Genomic DNA, 14,276 nt, shown 5'->3' on the forward strand with positions numbered 1-14,276 from the left:
ACCGGACGTGACAGACTGATCACAGGCGTGGGCGCGTTGGGGAGGCGTGGCGTGAGTGAACGGCGGGCCGCACCCACCGTGGGCCAGGTGGTCCTGGGCAAGCGGTTGCAGGAGTTGCGCGAGGCCGCGGGCCTCAGCCGTGACGAGGCCGCGAAGGTGCTGCGGGTCGCCCCCGCGACCGTCCGGCGGATGGAGACGGCCGACGTCGCGTTGAAGATCCCGTACGTGCAGATCCTGCTGACGGCGTACGGGGTGGCCGAGGACGAGGTGACCGCGTTCGTCGACCTCACCGAGGAGGCGAACCGGCCGGGGTGGTGGCAGCGGTTCCACGACGTGCTGCCGGAGTGGTTCAGCCTGTACGTGAGCCTGGAGGGCGCCGCCCGGATCATCCGGTCGTACGAGCCGCACTTCGTGCCGGGCTTGCTGCAGACCGAGGGGTACGCGCGGGCCGTGATGCAGTCCGGCACCATCGCGAACGCCGGTCCGGAGGCCGTGGACCGGCATGTGTCGCTGCGCATGGAGCGGCAGCGGCTCCTGGACCGCCCGGACCCGCCGCACCTGTGGGTCATCATGGACGAGACGGTGCTGCGCCGCCCGGTGAGCGTGGACGGCCGGGTGATGCGCGACCAGCTGGACAAGCTGCTGGAGTACGCCGCGCGCGACCGGGTCACCCTCCAGATCGCCGAGTTCGCCGACGGCCCGCATCCGGGGACCTACGCCCCCTTCTCGCTGTTCCGCTTCGCCGAGCCGGAACTGCCCGACATGGTCTTCACCGAGTATCTGACCGGCGCGCTGTACCTGGACTCCCGCAAGGAGGTCTCGGCGCATCTGGAGGTGCTGGACCACATGACGGCCGGGGCGGGCTCCGCGCAGCGCACGGAGGAGCTGCTGCGGGAGTACCGCGAGCACTACTGAGCCGCTCCCCCGCGCCCTGACGTCATGGCGCGGGTTCTGACCCGTACGGGCGCCGTCGGCAGGTGTGCTCCCCGGGCCGCCCCTAGCGTCGGGATGACGGGGCAGGCAAGGGAGCGCACGCGAAGGAGGTCCGATGCCCGGATTCGAGGTGCTGTACCAGGCAGCGGCGCTGTGCCTGATGTACCCCGACGACGACTTCCGCGCCCGGCTGCCGCTGCTGCGCGAAGCGGCCCCGCAGCTGCGGGAGTTCGCCGACCACGCGGCCGTCACCCCGCCGATGGAACTGGCCGCGCACTACGTCGAGGTGTTCGAGGCCGGGCACGATCACAGCCTGTACCTGAGCGTCTGGCGCGAGGCCGCCCCGGCGCCCTCCGAGGAGCTGTACCGCGCGCACGGCCTGGAGACCACCGGCGAGGAGCCACCGGACTTCCTGCCCGCGGTCCTGGAGTTCGCGTCCCGCACCGGCAGCGACGAGCTGCTGACGGAGCACCGCGACGGCCTGGACCGGCTCCGGTCGAAACTCACCGACTTCGGCACGCCGTACGCGACGGTCCTGGACGCGGTGTGCGCGACGCTGCCACCGGTCGCCACGGGACGCTAGCTCTCGCTGTCGTAGGCCTGGCGGGCCTGCTCGACCTCGTCCAGGTGGGCGGCCGACCAGTCGGCGAGGTGGGCGAAGAGCGGGGCGAGGCTGCGGCCGAGCTCGCTGATCTCGTACTCGACCCGCGGCGGGACCTCCGGGTGGTAGGTGCGCACGACCAGGCCGTCGCGCTCCAGTTGCCTGAGGCGCTGGGTCAGCACCTTCGGCGTGATGGTGCCGATGCGTCGCTCCAGCTCGACGAAGCGCTGCCGGCCGTGGGTGTGGAGCGTCCACAGGATCGGCGTGGTCCACCGGCTGAACACGATGTCCACGACCGCGCTGATCGGGCAGGCGAGTTCCGGGACGGTGGCGGCGGACGCCGCCCGGGTCGTCTCCACGCCCATACGCACCCCTTTGGGATAGTCACTTTCCTCTAGGTACCTACTATACCGACGGTGTTAGCGTCCACGGCATCGGCAACAAGGCCGCAAGACAAGGGAGTTGCTCATGATCGTGGTGACCGGTGCGACCGGGAACGTGGGCCGAGCGCTCGTTCAGGCCCTCGCAAGGGCCGGGGAGAAGGTGACGGCGACATCGAGGAGAGTCTCGGACTCGGACCTGCCGGACGGGGTCCGGGCCCGCCCGGCGGACCTGACCGACACCGTCAGCCTCCGACCCGTGCTGGACGGCGCCGACGCGCTGTTCCTGCAGAACGGCGGGGCCGACGCCCATCTGCTGGACCCCGGTCGGATCCTCGACGCGGCCCGGGACGGCGGGGTCCGGCGTGTCGTGCTGCTCTCGTCCCAGGGAGTCGCGACCCGGCCGGAGTCGGCCTCCCACGGAGGCGTCGGACGGGCCATCGAGGACGCCGTGCGGGGGTCGGGCCTGGACTGGGTGATCCTGCGCCCCGGCGGTCTCGACTCCAACGCCTACGCGTGGGCCGAGTCCGTCCGCGCCCTGCGGACCGTCGCCGCGCCGTTCGGTGACGTCGGGCTGCCCACCGTCGACCCGGACGACATCGCCGAGGTCGCCGCGGCGACGCTGCGGGAGGACGAGCACGCCGGACAGGTCTACGAGCTGACCGGGCCCGCCCTGAGCACGCCCCGGCAGCGCGCCGGGGCGCTGGCGGAGGCGCTCGGCGAACCGGTCCGCTTCGTGGAGCAGACCCGGGACGAGGCCCGGGCGCAGCTGCTGCGGTTCATGCCCGAACCCGTGGCGGAGACGACGCTGGCCATCCTGGGTGAGCCCACTCCCGCCGAGCGGCGCATCAGCCCCGACATCGAGCGGGTCCTCGGCCGCGCGTCGCGCACCTTCGCCGACTGGGCCCACCGCCACGTCGCCGCGTTCCGCTAGGGCTGCTCAGCCCTGGCCCGGCCCGCTCTTCCCGTCCTGCCCGGCGCCCTGGTCCTTGTCCTCGTCCACGATCTCCGCGTCGACCACGCCCTCCTCGTCCTGCGGGGTGCCGTGGGACTCCTCGGTGGGGGCCTGCTGGGCGGCCTGGGCGTACATCGCCTGGCCCATCTTCTGGCTGACGGAGGCGAGTTTCTCGACGCCGGCGCGCAGGGCGGCGGTGTCCGCCTGCTGTTCCAGCTGCTCCTTCACCTCGGCGACGGCCGACTCGACCTCGGACTTCGTGTCGGCCGGGACCCGGTCGCCGTTCTCGCGGAGGAAGTTCTCGGTCTGGTAGACGAGTTGCTCGGCCTGGTTGCGGGTCTCGGCGGCCTCGCGGCGCCCCCGGTCCTCGTCGGCGTACTGCTCGGCCTCGCGCATCATGCGGTCGATGTCGTCCTTGGGCAGGGCCGAGCCGCCGGTGACGGTCATCTTCTGCTCCCGGCCGGTCGCCAGGTCCTTGGCGGAGACGTGCATGATGCCGTTGGCGTCGATGTCGAACGCCACCTCGATCTGCGGCACACCGCGCGGCGCCGGCGGCAGCCCGGTCAGGTCGAAGACGCCGAGCTTCTTGTTGTACGCGGCGATCTCGCGTTCGCCCTGGTAGACCTGGATGCCGACGGAGGGCTGGTTGTCGGCCGCCGTGGTGAAGATCTCCGAACGCCGGGTCGGGATGGTGGTGTTGCGCTCGATGAGCTTGGTCATGATGCCGCCCTTGGTCTCGATGCCCAGGGACAGCGGGGTGACGTCGAGCAGCAGCACGTCCTTCACGTCGCCGCGGATGACGCCCGCCTGAAGCGCCGCGCCCACGGCCACGACCTCATCGGGGTTGACGCCCTTGTGCGGCTCCTTGCCGGTGAGTTCCTTGACCAGGTCCGTCACCGCGGGCATCCGCGTCGAGCCGCCGACGAGGATCACGTGGTCGATCGCCGAGAGCTGCACACCGGCGTCCTTCACCGCCTGGTGGAAGGGCGCCTTGCAGCGGTCCAGCAGATCGGCGGTGAGCTCCTGGAACTGGGCCCGGGTCAGCTTCTCGTCGAGATGCAGGGGCCCTTCGGCGGAGGCCGTGATGTAGGGCAGGTTGATCGTCGTCTCGGTCGAGCTGGACAGCTCGATCTTGGCCCGCTCGGCGCCCTCGCGCAGCCGCTGGACCGCCATCTTGTCGGTGCCGAGATCGACGCCGTTCTGGCCCTTGAAGCGCTTGATCAGGTAGTCGACGATCCGCTGGTCCCAGTCGTCGCCGCCGAGGTGCGTGTCGCCGTTGGTGGCCTTCACCTCGATGACGCCCTCGCCCATCTCCAGCAGCGACACGTCGAAGGTGCCGCCGCCGAGGTCGAAGACGAGCACCGTCTGTTCGTTCTCCTTGTCCAGGCCGTAGGCGAGGGCCGCGGCCGTCGGCTCGTTGATGATCCGCAGGACCTTCAGGCCCGCGACCTCACCGGCCTCCTTGGTCGCCTGGCGCTGGGAGTCGTCGAAGTAGGCGGGGACGGTGATCACCGCGTCGGTGACGTCCTCGCCGAGGTAGGACTCCGCGTCCCGCTTCAGCTTCTGCAGCACCCGCGCGGACAGCTCCTGCGCCCGGTACCGGGTGCCGTCCACGTCGCCCTCGTCGGGGAAGCGCCAGTGCGCGTCGCCCATGTACCGCTTGACCGAGCGGGCGGTGCGCTCCACGTTGGTCACGGCCTGCCGTTTGGCCACCTCTCCGACCAGCACCTCACCGTTCTTGGCGAACGCCACGACCGAGGGTGTGGTTCTGGCACCCTCCGCGTTGGCGATGACGGTGGGCTCGCCGCCTTCCAGCACGGCGACCACCGAGTTCGTGGTTCCGAGGTCGATCCCGACCGCTCGTCCCATCGCTGTCCCCTTCCGCCAGGGCGACGACTCATCCCACTCTCCAGCACAAAACTTGAGTGCGCTGTTGTCAATGCCGCGACGGGGTGATCGGCCCGCGCAGGGCCACCGCGCGCCGGGGCCGGTCGGTGACGAGCACGTCGACGCGCGGGTGGGCGAGGAAGGCCCGCATGAGGGCGTCGTCGTTGACCGTCCAGACCATGGTGAACAGGCCGTGCCGGGTCGCCTCGCGCAGCACGTTCGTCCTGGCCAGCCGCTGGTGCACGGCGACGCCGTGCGCCCCGCAGGCCCGGATGCGGCGGGCCGGGAACAACTCGCTCAGCCGGGTCCCGGGCAGCCGGGCCAGCGCCAGCTCCCTGCGGTCGCGCCCGAGGGACAGGGCGGTGCGCACCCCGGGGAAGCCCCGGGTGACGGCGGCGACGGAACGGTCCTCCAGCGTGGTCACGACCAGCCCGTCGGCGCCGAGCAGGGCGACCGCCCGGTCGACCACCTCCCGCTCGTAGCCGGTCTCCTTGAGGTCCAGGTGGGCCACGAGTTTCCCGGCGATCAGCGCCATGACCTCGTCCACCACGGGCACGACGTACCCGGCCCGCCCGCACAGCTCGGCATGCGTGAGCACGGACAGCGGCGGCCCGGCGGGGCCGACCCTGGGGTCGTGGTAGACGACGAGGACCCCGTCCCTGGTACGGCGGATGTCGAACTCGGCGTACTCGGCGCCGGACTCGATCGCGTCCTCGTAGGCCTCCCAGGTGGCGGGACCGGCGTGCTCGGAACCGCCCCGGTGGGCGGAGACGGCAGGGTGTGGCGTCATGGTCGTGGGTTCCCGGAGGGCGAGCGGGGAGGCGGGACGGGGGCGAAGGTGTCGTCGGGCGCGGGCAGCAGCGAGCCGGAGCGGGTGCGGACCCGTCCGAGGAGGACCCAGCCGATCAGCACGAGGACGACGAAGGGCAGCCAGGCCAGCGCGTAGGCCGTGCCGTAGGCGCGCAGGTCGAGGATGGAGCGGTGGTCGTCGACGTTCGTGCCGTTCACGCCGAAGAAGGCCAGCAGCAGCGTCGGCGGCAGGGCGATCAGCGTGGCCGCGGCGACCAGGCCGGAGACGGTGCGGTCGCGGCGGTCGTCGCGCTCGGCGAGTTCGGCGTCCAGGGCGGCGGAGCGGGCGCTGATCACCGAGGTCAGGCGCTCGACCATGCGGGCCGAGTTCTCCAGGCTGTCGCGGATGCCCAGGGCGTCGCCGAGCGAGGACTGGAAGGCCTCGGTGACCATCTCCGGGATCAGCAGGCTGTCGACGTAGGCCTCGACACCGAAGGCCAGGTCCAGCTGGAGTTCGTTGACACCGGCGGAGAGGCGGGAGATCAGGGTGCGGATCTCGGTGGGCGAGTCGGTCAGGGCCTGCTCGTTGGCCTTCATCATGGCGAAGGCCGCCAGCCGGGTGCGTTGGAGCACGGACAGGGCGGAGATCATGCCGACGGCGACGAGGACCAGGCCGTTCTCCACGTGCGGGGCCCAGCCGGCCTGGACGGAGACGCCCCGGCCGAGGGCGGACAGGGTGAGGCCGTGGTTCCTGAGGTGCGGCGCGAGGCGCGTGTCGTAGGGGGTGGCGGGGTTCCACGGCATCCGGCCGCGGTAGACGATCTCGTTCAGCAGGATCGCCTTGCGGGCCTCGTCGGCGCCGAGCAGGTCCCGCTGTAACCGGCCGCCGGGGAAGACGAGTTGGTGCACGTTCTGGCCGAGGGCGAGCGGCCGGCCGCCGAGCTGCGCGGACACGGTCTGCAGAAGCGGGCGGTCGTCGAGCTCGATCCGCTCCCGGTCGAAGCAGGTGGTGGCCAGCCAGACGGCGAGGTCGCCGGCGGTGGTCTCGCCCGCGAAGGCGCAGTCCACGACGAGGGTGGCGTCGCCGCGCGGCGTGGTGACGACGAGGATCCGCAACGACGCGAGGCCGAGGCCGTGGTCGCCGTACGGCAGCCGCAGCCGCCGGGGTGCGACCTGCTCGTCGAGGACCGGGACGGGCAGCACGTCCTGGCTGGTCATCAGGTGGGAGGCGAAGCGGCCGTAGTCGTAGCGGTCGGCCAGGGCGCCGAGGGCGGTGTCCCGGGGGCGCAGCCGTCCGGAGAGGCTGAACAGCAGCAGGACGCGGGTCCGGTCACGGGTGGCGGAGTCGAGCACCGTCGCGTTCGGGGATGTTCCCGGCAGCATCGCGTTCCTTCCGGCCCGGCGGTTCGAGGCGTCTGGTTCATACCCCGGCCGGGGGTGGTGAACCGACGACGACGCGCGGGCCGCCCCTGGTGGGCGGGCCCGCGCGACGGGCGTGCGGCAGGTCAGGCGAGCTTGGCGGTCAGCGTGATGGGCGTGGCCTTGAGGGCCTGGCTGACCGGGCAGCCGGTCTTGGCCTCGTCGGCGGCGGCCTGGAAGGCAGCCTCGTCGATGCCGGGGACGGTGCCCTCGACGGTGAGGTGGATGCCGGTGATGCCCTCACCGGGCTGGAAGGAGACGTCGGCCGAGGTGATGAGCTTGGTGGGCGGCGTCCCGGCCTTGTTGAGGATGTTGGAGAAGGCCATGGAGAAGCAGCTGGAGTGGGCGGCCGCGATCAGCTCCTCGGGGCTGGTCTTGCCGTTCGCCTCCTGGGCGCGCGAGGCCCACGTGACCGGCTGCTCGCCGATGGCGCCGGAGGAGTCGAAGGTGACGACACCGTTGCCCTCGAGCAGGTTGCCTTCCCAGACCGTGTGTGCGGAGCGCGTGGTAGCCACGAGTTCTTCCTTTCGCGTGCGGACTCGCCTGCGGGCCCGTCTCCGGGCCCCGTGTCCCCCATCCGATCACACTACGGCTCAACTCACGCGGAGGACCTGCCCTCTGGCAGCCTGCGGCCGGGTGGGCGCAGCCGGATGTCAGGCGGCCTGCTCCTCCTCGGTGGCCTCCAGCGGCACCTGCGGTCCGTTCGCCTCGCGCAGCCAGCGCCGCAGAACCCGGTGCACGTGCTCGGCGCCGACGAGCTCCTCGCCCTCGGCGACCGGAGCGGAGATGCCGAGCGGGGACAGCAGGAAGGGTCTGCCCTGGGCGCCGCCGAGGCCGCCGTGGGAGCCGATCTGCTCCTCGAAGGCGAGAACTTCGCCGTCGGCCGGGTCGTGGATGGAGTTGACCATGATGTCGGCGGTGTGCGGGAACGCGTGCGTACGCCGTATCGCGTCGGCGGCGCCCGGGCCGAACGGAGCGAGCGGACCCGGGTCGTCGTCGAGGTCGGCCAGCGGGATCTCCGCGCCGTACGCGCCGAGGACGACGCCGCCGTGCCGGTCGCTGCGGACCAGCAGGAAGCCGATGCCGGGGTGGTTGGCGAGGGTCGGCAGCAGCGCGGGGTGGCGAGCGTCGATCTCCTCCTTGCTCATCCGGTGCGTGACGTCCGGGAAGGAGACCAGGCCGAGGTTGCCGGAGGCCAGCACGATCGGCTCCGAGCCGGGCTCGGGGCGGTGCTGGTCGCCGCCCTCCGCGACCGGGAAGCGCAGCGCGGCGCGCACGGCGGCGCGGGCCTCCGTCCCGCTGCGGGTGCGCTCCGCCTTGCGCGACACGGGCATGCCGCAGCCGGCCCGCACCAGGTCGCCGAGTGTGAGGCCGTAGCGGGAGCGGAAGGTCTCGCCGGGGCTCTGACCGTGATCGGACAGCACGACGATCCGGTACGGGCGCGGGGCGTGCTCGGCGACGTTCTCGATCAGGGCCAGCGAGCGGTCGAGGCGTTCGAGGACCTTCTGCGCGTCGCGGCTCGCCGGGCCGGAGTGGTGGGCGACCTCGTCGTAGGCCACGAGGTCGGCGAAGACGGCCGTGCGGCCGACGAGCATGTCGCCCGTCACCGCGGCGACGACGACGTCCCGTTCGACGACCGTCGCGAAGGCCCGGACGAGGGGGTACAGGCCGCCTCGGGAGACGCGCGGGCGTTGCTTGCGCAGGCGCGCCCGGGTGGACTGGCCGATCTCCCGGCCCACCTCGGCGAGGAAGGACAGTGCGGTGCGCACCGCGTTGGCCGGGTCGGAGAAGTAGGCGAAGTAGCCCGCGCGGGAGCGGTTCTCGCGGCTGCGGCGGCGGGCCGCTATGGACAGGACGAGGGCCTGCTGTTCGGCGCCGCCGCTGAACAGGTTGCCGCGGCTGGCGCCGTCGACGGTGAGCAGCCCGCCATGCCCCGCGTACTCGACGGCGCGCCGCTGGAGTTCGGCCGCGCTGGTCGGGCGGTTGCAGACGACCACCTCGCGGGTGTCCTTCTCGTACCAGCGGAAGGCGGGGACGTCGTGGTTGCTGCCGTGCAGGATGCCGAGCTGGCTGGCGCCGGTCTGGCTGGACCAGTCGGTGCGCCAGGGGATGAGCCGGTGGGTGGGGCGGCCACCGTCTCCGATGTCGAGCCAGCGGGCGACGGTGGGCATCAGGCCCTTGCCGACCGCGTCGAGCAGGGTGTCGTGCCCGACGCCGTCGAGCTGCACGAAGACCATGCCCGGGCCGGCGGGGGCCGGGGGCCCGGAGCGGCGGCGGCGGTCGGAGAGGCGGTACAGCCTGCGGCGGTAGGCGTCGTCGTCCCGCACGGCCAGGGCGGCACCGGTCGCGGACGCCACGGCGGACATCACGGCGGCGACCACGACGGCGGTCTCCGGCGCGGCGGCGCCGCGCTCAGCGGGGTTGAGGTTCAGGGCGAGCAGCAGCAGGGCGCCGTTGAGGAAGAACACCAACAGCCCCAGCACGAGCGCCGGTACGAGCAGCAGCAGCCGGACGAGCAGCGGCCACACCACTGCCGACAGCAGACCGAAGGCGCCGGCACCGAAGGCCGCCGTGACGGCTATGTCCGTGGCGCTGTCGCCGTTCTCCGAGCGGAGCCGGAAGTCCGGGAGGATCCCGGCGAGCACGAGCATGGTGACGGTGGAGACCGCCCACACGGCGACGCTCCGCCCCACCTGACTCGCGACCCGCCGCCACCGCACGCCCCGCACGCCCAGCCACCTCACGTCCCTGGCCCGCAGCCGTCGCGGGTCCTCCCCCACAGTGTCTCAACGCCCGGCCGGGCGGTTTCGTCCCCAGGTCACACCCCGGTGAGGGAGGACGTCAGCGGCCGTCGTAGCCGGCCGTCGGCATCGACAGCCGCCGGTGCACGCAGGCCTTCATCGCCGCGTCGTACGCAGGTTCCGCATGCCCCACCGTCTCGACGCGTACACCACGCCGCGCGCACTCGGCGGTGAACTCCTCGACGGAGGCGAGCGCGCTCTCCAGCACCCGCCGGCTGGGCGCGACGAACAGGTCGAGGCCGGGCCGGACGCCGTCCCACAGGGCGCCGTGGTCGGGCCGCAGTCCCCGGACCAGTAACTCCCGGCTGACCACGTAGCCCCGCTCGGCGGCCCAGCGGGCGCACATCGCGTGCTGACTGCGGGAGTCGACCAGGAACGGATCGTCGTCCAGCTCCTCGAGCGGCGTCAGACTCGCGATCGCCGTGACCCGCACCGGCACCATGGCGTCCCCCTCACCTCCGGTTTCGCCGCCGACCCTACTCCTGCACGTAGGCTTCGGGGGAGTCGCGCGAAGGAGGCAAAGAAGTGCCGGTGGAGATCACCTGGTGGGGTCACGCCACTTGCACCGTCGAGGATTCGAACGTGCGCGTGCTCACGGATCCCCTGTTCGCGCGCCGCCTCGCGCACTTGCGGCGCCGGCGCGGAGCGCTACCGCCCCCGGGCGCCCCGCACGCCGACGTGGCGCTGGTGTCGCATCTGCACGCCGACCACCTGCACGTGCCGTCGCTGATGCGGCTCGCTCCGGGCACGCGCCTGCTCGTGCCCCGGGGCGCGCGCCGGGCGGTGCCGGGTCTGCGCCGGCTCTCGCACCTGCGGGTGAGCGAGGTGGCCCCCGGGGACGAGACCCCGGTCGGCGACATCATCGTACGGGCCGTGCCCGCACGGCACGACGGTCGGCGGCTGCCGTTCGGACCGCACCGCTCCCCCGCCCTCGGCTATGTCATAGCCGGCGAGGCCCGGACGTACTTCGCCGGGGACACCGGGCTGTTCGACGACATGGCGAAGGAGGTCGGGCCGGTCGAGGTGGCGCTGCTGCCGGTGGGCGGCTGGGGGCCCTACCTGGGCGAGGGACACCTCGACGCGGGCCGGGCGGCGCAGGCACTGGCACGGCTCGCGCCGCACAGCGCGGTGCCGGTGCACTACGGCACGTACTGGCCGATCGGCATGGACGCCGTGCGCCCCCACGAGTTCCACGCGCCGGGGGAGGAGTTCGTCCGGCTGGCGGCCCGCGAGGCGCCCGGCGTGGCGGTCCACCGGCTAGGGCACGGGGAGAGCGTGCGCGTGAAGGCCGCGCGGTGAGCTGGTCCGCGCCCCTGGCGCCGGCGTTCCTGCTCGCGGCGTCGGCCGTCACACCGGCGTCAGTGGTTCCGGAGTCCACGCAGCAGGCGATCGGGTATCCGACGCTCTTCGTGCTGGTGCTGGCCGGGGCGCTGGTGCCGGTGATTCCGACGGGGGCGCTGGTGAGTTCGGCGGCGGTGGTCGCCGTGCACCGGACGGCGCCCCTCTCCCTGATGATGGTGTTCGTGACGGCGTCGCTGGCGGCCTTCCTGGGCGATGCGGCGCTGTACTGGCTGGGGCGTCGCGGGCTGACGTCGAAGAACGGGTCGCGGTGGCTGGAGGCGATCCGGTCGCGGGCGCCGGAGGACCGGCTGGAGCAGGCGCAGGAGAAGCTCTCCGCCCACGGGGTGGCGGTGCTGGTGCTGTCCCGGCTGGTGCCGGCGGGGCGCATCCCGGTGATGCTGGCCTGTCTGCTGGCCGAGTGGCCGCTGCGGAGGTTCTCCCGGGGGAACCTGCCGGCCTGTCTGGCCTGGGCCGCCACGTACCAGTTGATCGGGATCCTCGGGGGGTCGCTGTTCGCCGAGCCGTGGCAGGGCGTGGTGGCGGCGATCGCGCTGACCCTGTTGCTCAGCGTGGTGCCGGCTGTGTGGCGGCGGGTGCGGCAGCGCCGTTCCGGGTGAGGTTGTTCTCGGGGTGCGGGTTCTCCGTGGTTGATCGCGCAGTTCCCCGCGCCCCTACGACACCTACAGCACCTTTGACGCGCCGACCGGCATGTCCCAGAGGTTCTCCCGGGGCAGGCCCGTCTTCTCCCAGGCCGCGCGTACGCGCGTCAGGGGCTCCAACACCGGCTCCGCGGACAGGACGAACGTGCCCCAGTGCATGGGGGCCATCCTGGTCGCGCCCAGGTCCTGGGCCGCGCGGACCGCCTCCTCCGGGTCGCAGTGGACGTCACGGAGCCACCAGCGCGGGTCGTAGGCGCCGATGGGCAGCAGGGCCAGGTCGATGCCGGGGTAGCGGCGGCCGATGCGGGAGAACCAGTGGCCGTAGCCGGTGTCGCCCGCGAAGTAGACGCGTTGGCCCTCTTGGTCGGTGAGGACCCAGCCGCCCCACAGGCTGTGGCAGGTGTCGGTGAGGCTGCGCTTGGACCAGTGGTGGGAGGGGACGAAGTCGAAGCGGACGCCGTCCAGTTCGGCCGCCTCCCACCAGTCGAGCTCCGTCACGCGCGTGAAGCGGCGGCGGTGGAACCAGCGTGCGAGCCCGGCCGGGACGAACACCGGGGTGTCGCGCGGGAGGCGGCGCAGCGTGGGGGCGTCCAGGTGGTCGTAGTGGTTGTGGCTGATGACGACGGCGTCGACGCGCGGCAGGTCCTCCCAGGGGACGCCCACGGGCGTGATCCGGGCCGGGGTGCCGAGGATGCGGCGGGACCACACCGGGTCGGTGAGGACGGTCAGTCCGCCGATGCGCAGCACCCAACTGGCGTGCCCCGCCCATGTGACGGCGACGGTGCGGGCGTCGACGCGGGGCAGCGGGGCGGGGGCGTAGGGCAGCCGGGGGATGTCGGCGAGGCCCTCCGGGCCCGGTCTCACCGCGCCCTCCCGGGCGAAGCGGGCCATGGCCTTCAGGCCGGGGAGCGGCGCGGTCAGCCGGTCGTGGAAGGTGCGCGGCCACACCCGCCGCTCGGCCGGCGGCCGGGGTTCGGCCAGGGGCGGGTACGGGGGTGCGAGGGGTGAGGGGATCCCGGGCTCGTCGGCTTCCCGGGTCGTCGGGCCGGTGGCCGACTCGGACTGCTGCGTCATCGAGGAGGCTCCCATCGCCGAGCTTCGTCGCGGAGATCGTCGAAGACCGACTTCAGTCGGCTCAACGCGTGGTGCACCTGCGGCAGTTCCAACGGTGCGGGTGAGGTGAGGCATTCCGCGCGTTCCGTGTCGGAACCGGCCACCAGCGCGCCGGTGGAGAGCCGCACGCGCGGGGCTTCGAGGTCGTCGCCGAAGCGGTGCCCGCCCGGGGCCGGCATGCCGAGGCGGGCGCCGAGGAAGTCCTCCAGTTCCTGTGCGTCGCCGACGCCGTGCGCGGTCAGCGCGGGGCGCAGCGGGGCCAGGTCCACGTACAGGTGGCGGCCGGAGCGCGGGGGCCGGGCGAGGGCTCCCGCGGCGACGACGGCAGCGTGCGCCTCGGCGGCCAGGAGCGCGTGCAGGCGCACGGTGGCCGCCACGCGCGCGGTGACCGCTTCCGGCTCCCCCAGGGCGTAACCGGCCGCCGCGGCGATGGGCGCGGCGACACGGGCGTCGAGGGCGGTGAGGATGTCGAGCACGCGCGCGTGGAGGTCCTCGCCGTCCTCACCGGCCGGGAAGCGGGCCACGGCGGCCGGCCAGCCGGGCGGGAGCAGGGCACCGGCCAGGTCGGTGACGACGGTGACCCGGTCGGGCACCATCTCGGCGGGGCTGAGCAGCACCGTGTCGTGGGGATCGTGCAGCGTGTCGCGCCAGGTCTCGTCGCTGACGAGGTGCAGGCCCTCCCCCTGAGCGGCCTCGACGGTCTCGTGGAGCAGTTCGGGAGGGGCGACGGTCGCGGTGGGGTCGTCGGCGACGGACAGCACGAGCAGCCGCGGGTCACCGCCCTCGGCGCGGACCCGGCGCACGGTCTCCAGCAGGGCGTACGGGTCCGGAACGCCGCCGCTCTCCGGCGGGGTCGGCACATGGAAGACGGGGCGCCCCAGCAGGCGTGCGTACGGCGCCCACCAGGCGGCGCAGGGTCTCGGTACGAGGACGTCACCGCCGAGGGCGGCGGTCAGCGCGAGCAGCAGGGCGTGCGAGCCGGGGGCGGCGGCCACACGGTCCGGGTCGCAGTGCAGTCCGCGCCGGTCCCAGTGGCCGCATGCGGCTTCGCGCAGGGCCCGGCCGCCGCCGACGGGCTCGTGGGCGCCGCGGGACGCCGCGGCGGCGAGCACCGCGGACAGCTCCGGCAGGACGGGCAGCCCGTCCTCGGGGAGCGGCGGCCCGAACCGGACGGGGCCGTGACCTTCCGGGGCCGTCCGCCGCATCCGTACCTCCGCAGTGCCAGTGCCTGGTGCCGCCTTGTGATGTCGCCCCGGGCGCGTGCGCCGTACGGTGCGGCTCGTGCCCTCGGGCACTGAGTACCCAGCGTGCCGCCGCCCCATGGGCGCCCCGCCGGGTTGTGACGGTCACAGCATGAGCGGGCCGGGCCGGGGAAGCCGGGCCCTTCCGGGGCGGTGG

14 protein-coding genes are annotated in these 14,276 nt (G+C 73.2%); 5 read left to right on the forward strand and 9 right to left on the reverse strand.

Features of this window, described 5'->3' with window-relative positions; all coding sequences use genetic code 11:
- Positions 1–51: 51 nt before the first annotated feature.
- Positions 52–915 carry a Sco1979 family transcriptional regulator gene (locus IE153_RS04125; protein ID WP_097221859.1) on the forward strand — a complete coding sequence of 288 codons (864 nt, stop codon included), beginning with the start codon at positions 52–54 and terminating at the stop codon, positions 913–915.
- Between the two features lie 133 nt (positions 916–1,048).
- A complete protein-coding gene (locus IE153_RS04130) occupies positions 1,049–1,516 on the forward strand; it encodes a nitrate reductase molybdenum cofactor assembly chaperone (RefSeq protein WP_189588369.1) in 468 nt (155 codons plus the stop codon).
- On the opposite strand, the gene IE153_RS04135 is transcribed toward IE153_RS04130, so the two are convergent.
- Entirely contained in the window at positions 1,513–1,899 is a 387-nt protein-coding gene (locus IE153_RS04135; protein ID WP_189588370.1) for a winged helix-turn-helix transcriptional regulator, read from the reverse strand. The genes IE153_RS04130 and IE153_RS04135 overlap by 4 nt on opposite strands.
- Before the next feature lie 103 nt (positions 1,900–2,002).
- On the opposite strand from IE153_RS04135, the gene IE153_RS04140 reads away from it, so the two are divergent.
- The gene (locus tag IE153_RS04140; protein WP_189588371.1) at positions 2,003–2,848 is read left to right on the forward strand and encodes an NAD(P)H-binding protein; all 846 of its coding nucleotides are present in this window, start codon (positions 2,003–2,005) and stop codon (positions 2,846–2,848) included.
- Positions 2,849–2,854: 6 nt separating this feature from the next.
- Here IE153_RS04140 and dnaK read toward each other — a convergent pair whose 3' ends face one another.
- From dnaK to IE153_RS04170, 6 genes are all read right to left on the reverse strand, one after another.
- Entirely contained in the window at positions 2,855–4,738 is a 1,884-nt protein-coding gene (gene dnaK / locus IE153_RS04145; protein ID WP_189588372.1) for a molecular chaperone DnaK, read from the reverse strand.
- 67 nt (positions 4,739–4,805) lie between these two features.
- Complete coding sequence (locus tag IE153_RS04150) at positions 4,806–5,546, reverse strand: glycerophosphodiester phosphodiesterase family protein (RefSeq protein WP_189588373.1); 741 nt, start codon at positions 5,544–5,546, stop codon at positions 4,806–4,808.
- Complete coding sequence (locus IE153_RS04155; protein ID WP_189588374.1) at positions 5,543–6,928, reverse strand: hypothetical protein; 1,386 nt, start codon at positions 6,926–6,928, stop codon at positions 5,543–5,545. The genes IE153_RS04150 and IE153_RS04155 overlap by 4 nt, the downstream gene beginning before the upstream one ends.
- Positions 6,929–7,050: 122 nt before the next feature.
- The gene (locus IE153_RS04160) at positions 7,051–7,479 is read right to left on the reverse strand and encodes an OsmC family peroxiredoxin (RefSeq protein ID WP_030843761.1); all 429 of its coding nucleotides are present in this window, start codon (positions 7,477–7,479) and stop codon (positions 7,051–7,053) included.
- Positions 7,480–7,617: 138 nt separating this feature from the next.
- The gene (locus IE153_RS04165; protein ID WP_189588375.1) at positions 7,618–9,693 is read right to left on the reverse strand and encodes a phage holin family protein; all 2,076 of its coding nucleotides are present in this window, start codon (positions 9,691–9,693) and stop codon (positions 7,618–7,620) included.
- Positions 9,694–9,805: 112 nt separating this feature from the next.
- Positions 9,806–10,207, reverse strand: a complete 402-nt coding sequence (locus IE153_RS04170; protein ID WP_030843767.1) for a hypothetical protein — start codon at positions 10,205–10,207, stop codon at positions 9,806–9,808.
- Between the two features lie 83 nt (positions 10,208–10,290).
- Here IE153_RS04170 and IE153_RS04175 point away from each other — a divergent pair, with 83 nt between their 5' ends.
- Together IE153_RS04175 and IE153_RS04180 are read left to right on the forward strand one after the other, a co-directional pair.
- Positions 10,291–11,064, forward strand: coding sequence for an MBL fold metallo-hydrolase (locus IE153_RS04175; RefSeq protein WP_189588376.1), 774 nt, complete (start codon positions 10,291–10,293; stop codon positions 11,062–11,064).
- Positions 11,061–11,723 carry a DedA family protein gene (locus IE153_RS04180; RefSeq protein ID WP_189588377.1) on the forward strand — a complete coding sequence of 221 codons (663 nt, stop codon included), beginning with the start codon at positions 11,061–11,063 and terminating at the stop codon, positions 11,721–11,723. Before IE153_RS04175 ends, IE153_RS04180 begins: the two co-directional genes overlap by 4 nt.
- A gap of 63 nt (positions 11,724–11,786) precedes the next feature.
- On the opposite strand, the gene IE153_RS04185 is transcribed toward IE153_RS04180, so the two are convergent.
- Both IE153_RS04185 and IE153_RS04190 read right to left on the reverse strand, forming a co-directional pair.
- Positions 11,787–12,839, reverse strand: a complete 1,053-nt coding sequence (locus IE153_RS04185; RefSeq protein WP_189588378.1) for an MBL fold metallo-hydrolase — start codon at positions 12,837–12,839, stop codon at positions 11,787–11,789.
- A complete protein-coding gene (locus IE153_RS04190; RefSeq protein ID WP_189588379.1) occupies positions 12,836–14,083 on the reverse strand; it encodes an aminotransferase class I/II-fold pyridoxal phosphate-dependent enzyme in 1,248 nt (415 codons plus the stop codon). Before IE153_RS04190 ends, IE153_RS04185 begins: the two co-directional genes overlap by 4 nt.
- Between the last annotated feature and the right edge of the window lie 193 nt (positions 14,084–14,276).

It is taken from the genome of Streptomyces massasporeus, from assembly GCF_014648995.1.
Taxonomy (GTDB): Bacteria; Actinomycetota; Actinomycetes; order Streptomycetales; family Streptomycetaceae; genus Streptomyces; species Streptomyces massasporeus.

Coding starts and splice junctions, on each gene's coding strand:
- IE153_RS04130 (WP_189588369.1), top strand. CDS start 1,049: ATGCCCGGATTCGAGGTGCTGTACCAGGCAGCGGCGCTGTGCCTGATG.
- IE153_RS04135 (WP_189588370.1), bottom strand. CDS start 1,899: ATGGGCGTGGAGACGACCCGGGCGGCGTCCGCCGCCACCGTCCCGGAA.
- IE153_RS04140 (WP_189588371.1), top strand. CDS start 2,003: ATGATCGTGGTGACCGGTGCGACCGGGAACGTGGGCCGAGCGCTCGTT.
- dnaK (WP_189588372.1), bottom strand. CDS start 4,738: ATGGGACGAGCGGTCGGGATCGACCTCGGAACCACGAACTCGGTGGTC.
- IE153_RS04150 (WP_189588373.1), bottom strand. CDS start 5,546: ATGACGCCACACCCTGCCGTCTCCGCCCACCGGGGCGGTTCCGAGCAC.
- IE153_RS04155 (WP_189588374.1), bottom strand. CDS start 6,928: ATGCTGCCGGGAACATCCCCGAACGCGACGGTGCTCGACTCCGCCACC.
- IE153_RS04170 (WP_030843767.1), bottom strand. CDS start 10,207: ATGGTGCCGGTGCGGGTCACGGCGATCGCGAGTCTGACGCCGCTCGAG.
- IE153_RS04185 (WP_189588378.1), bottom strand. CDS start 12,839: ATGACGCAGCAGTCCGAGTCGGCCACCGGCCCGACGACCCGGGAAGCC.
- IE153_RS04190 (WP_189588379.1), bottom strand. CDS start 14,083: ATGCGGCGGACGGCCCCGGAAGGTCACGGCCCCGTCCGGTTCGGGCCG.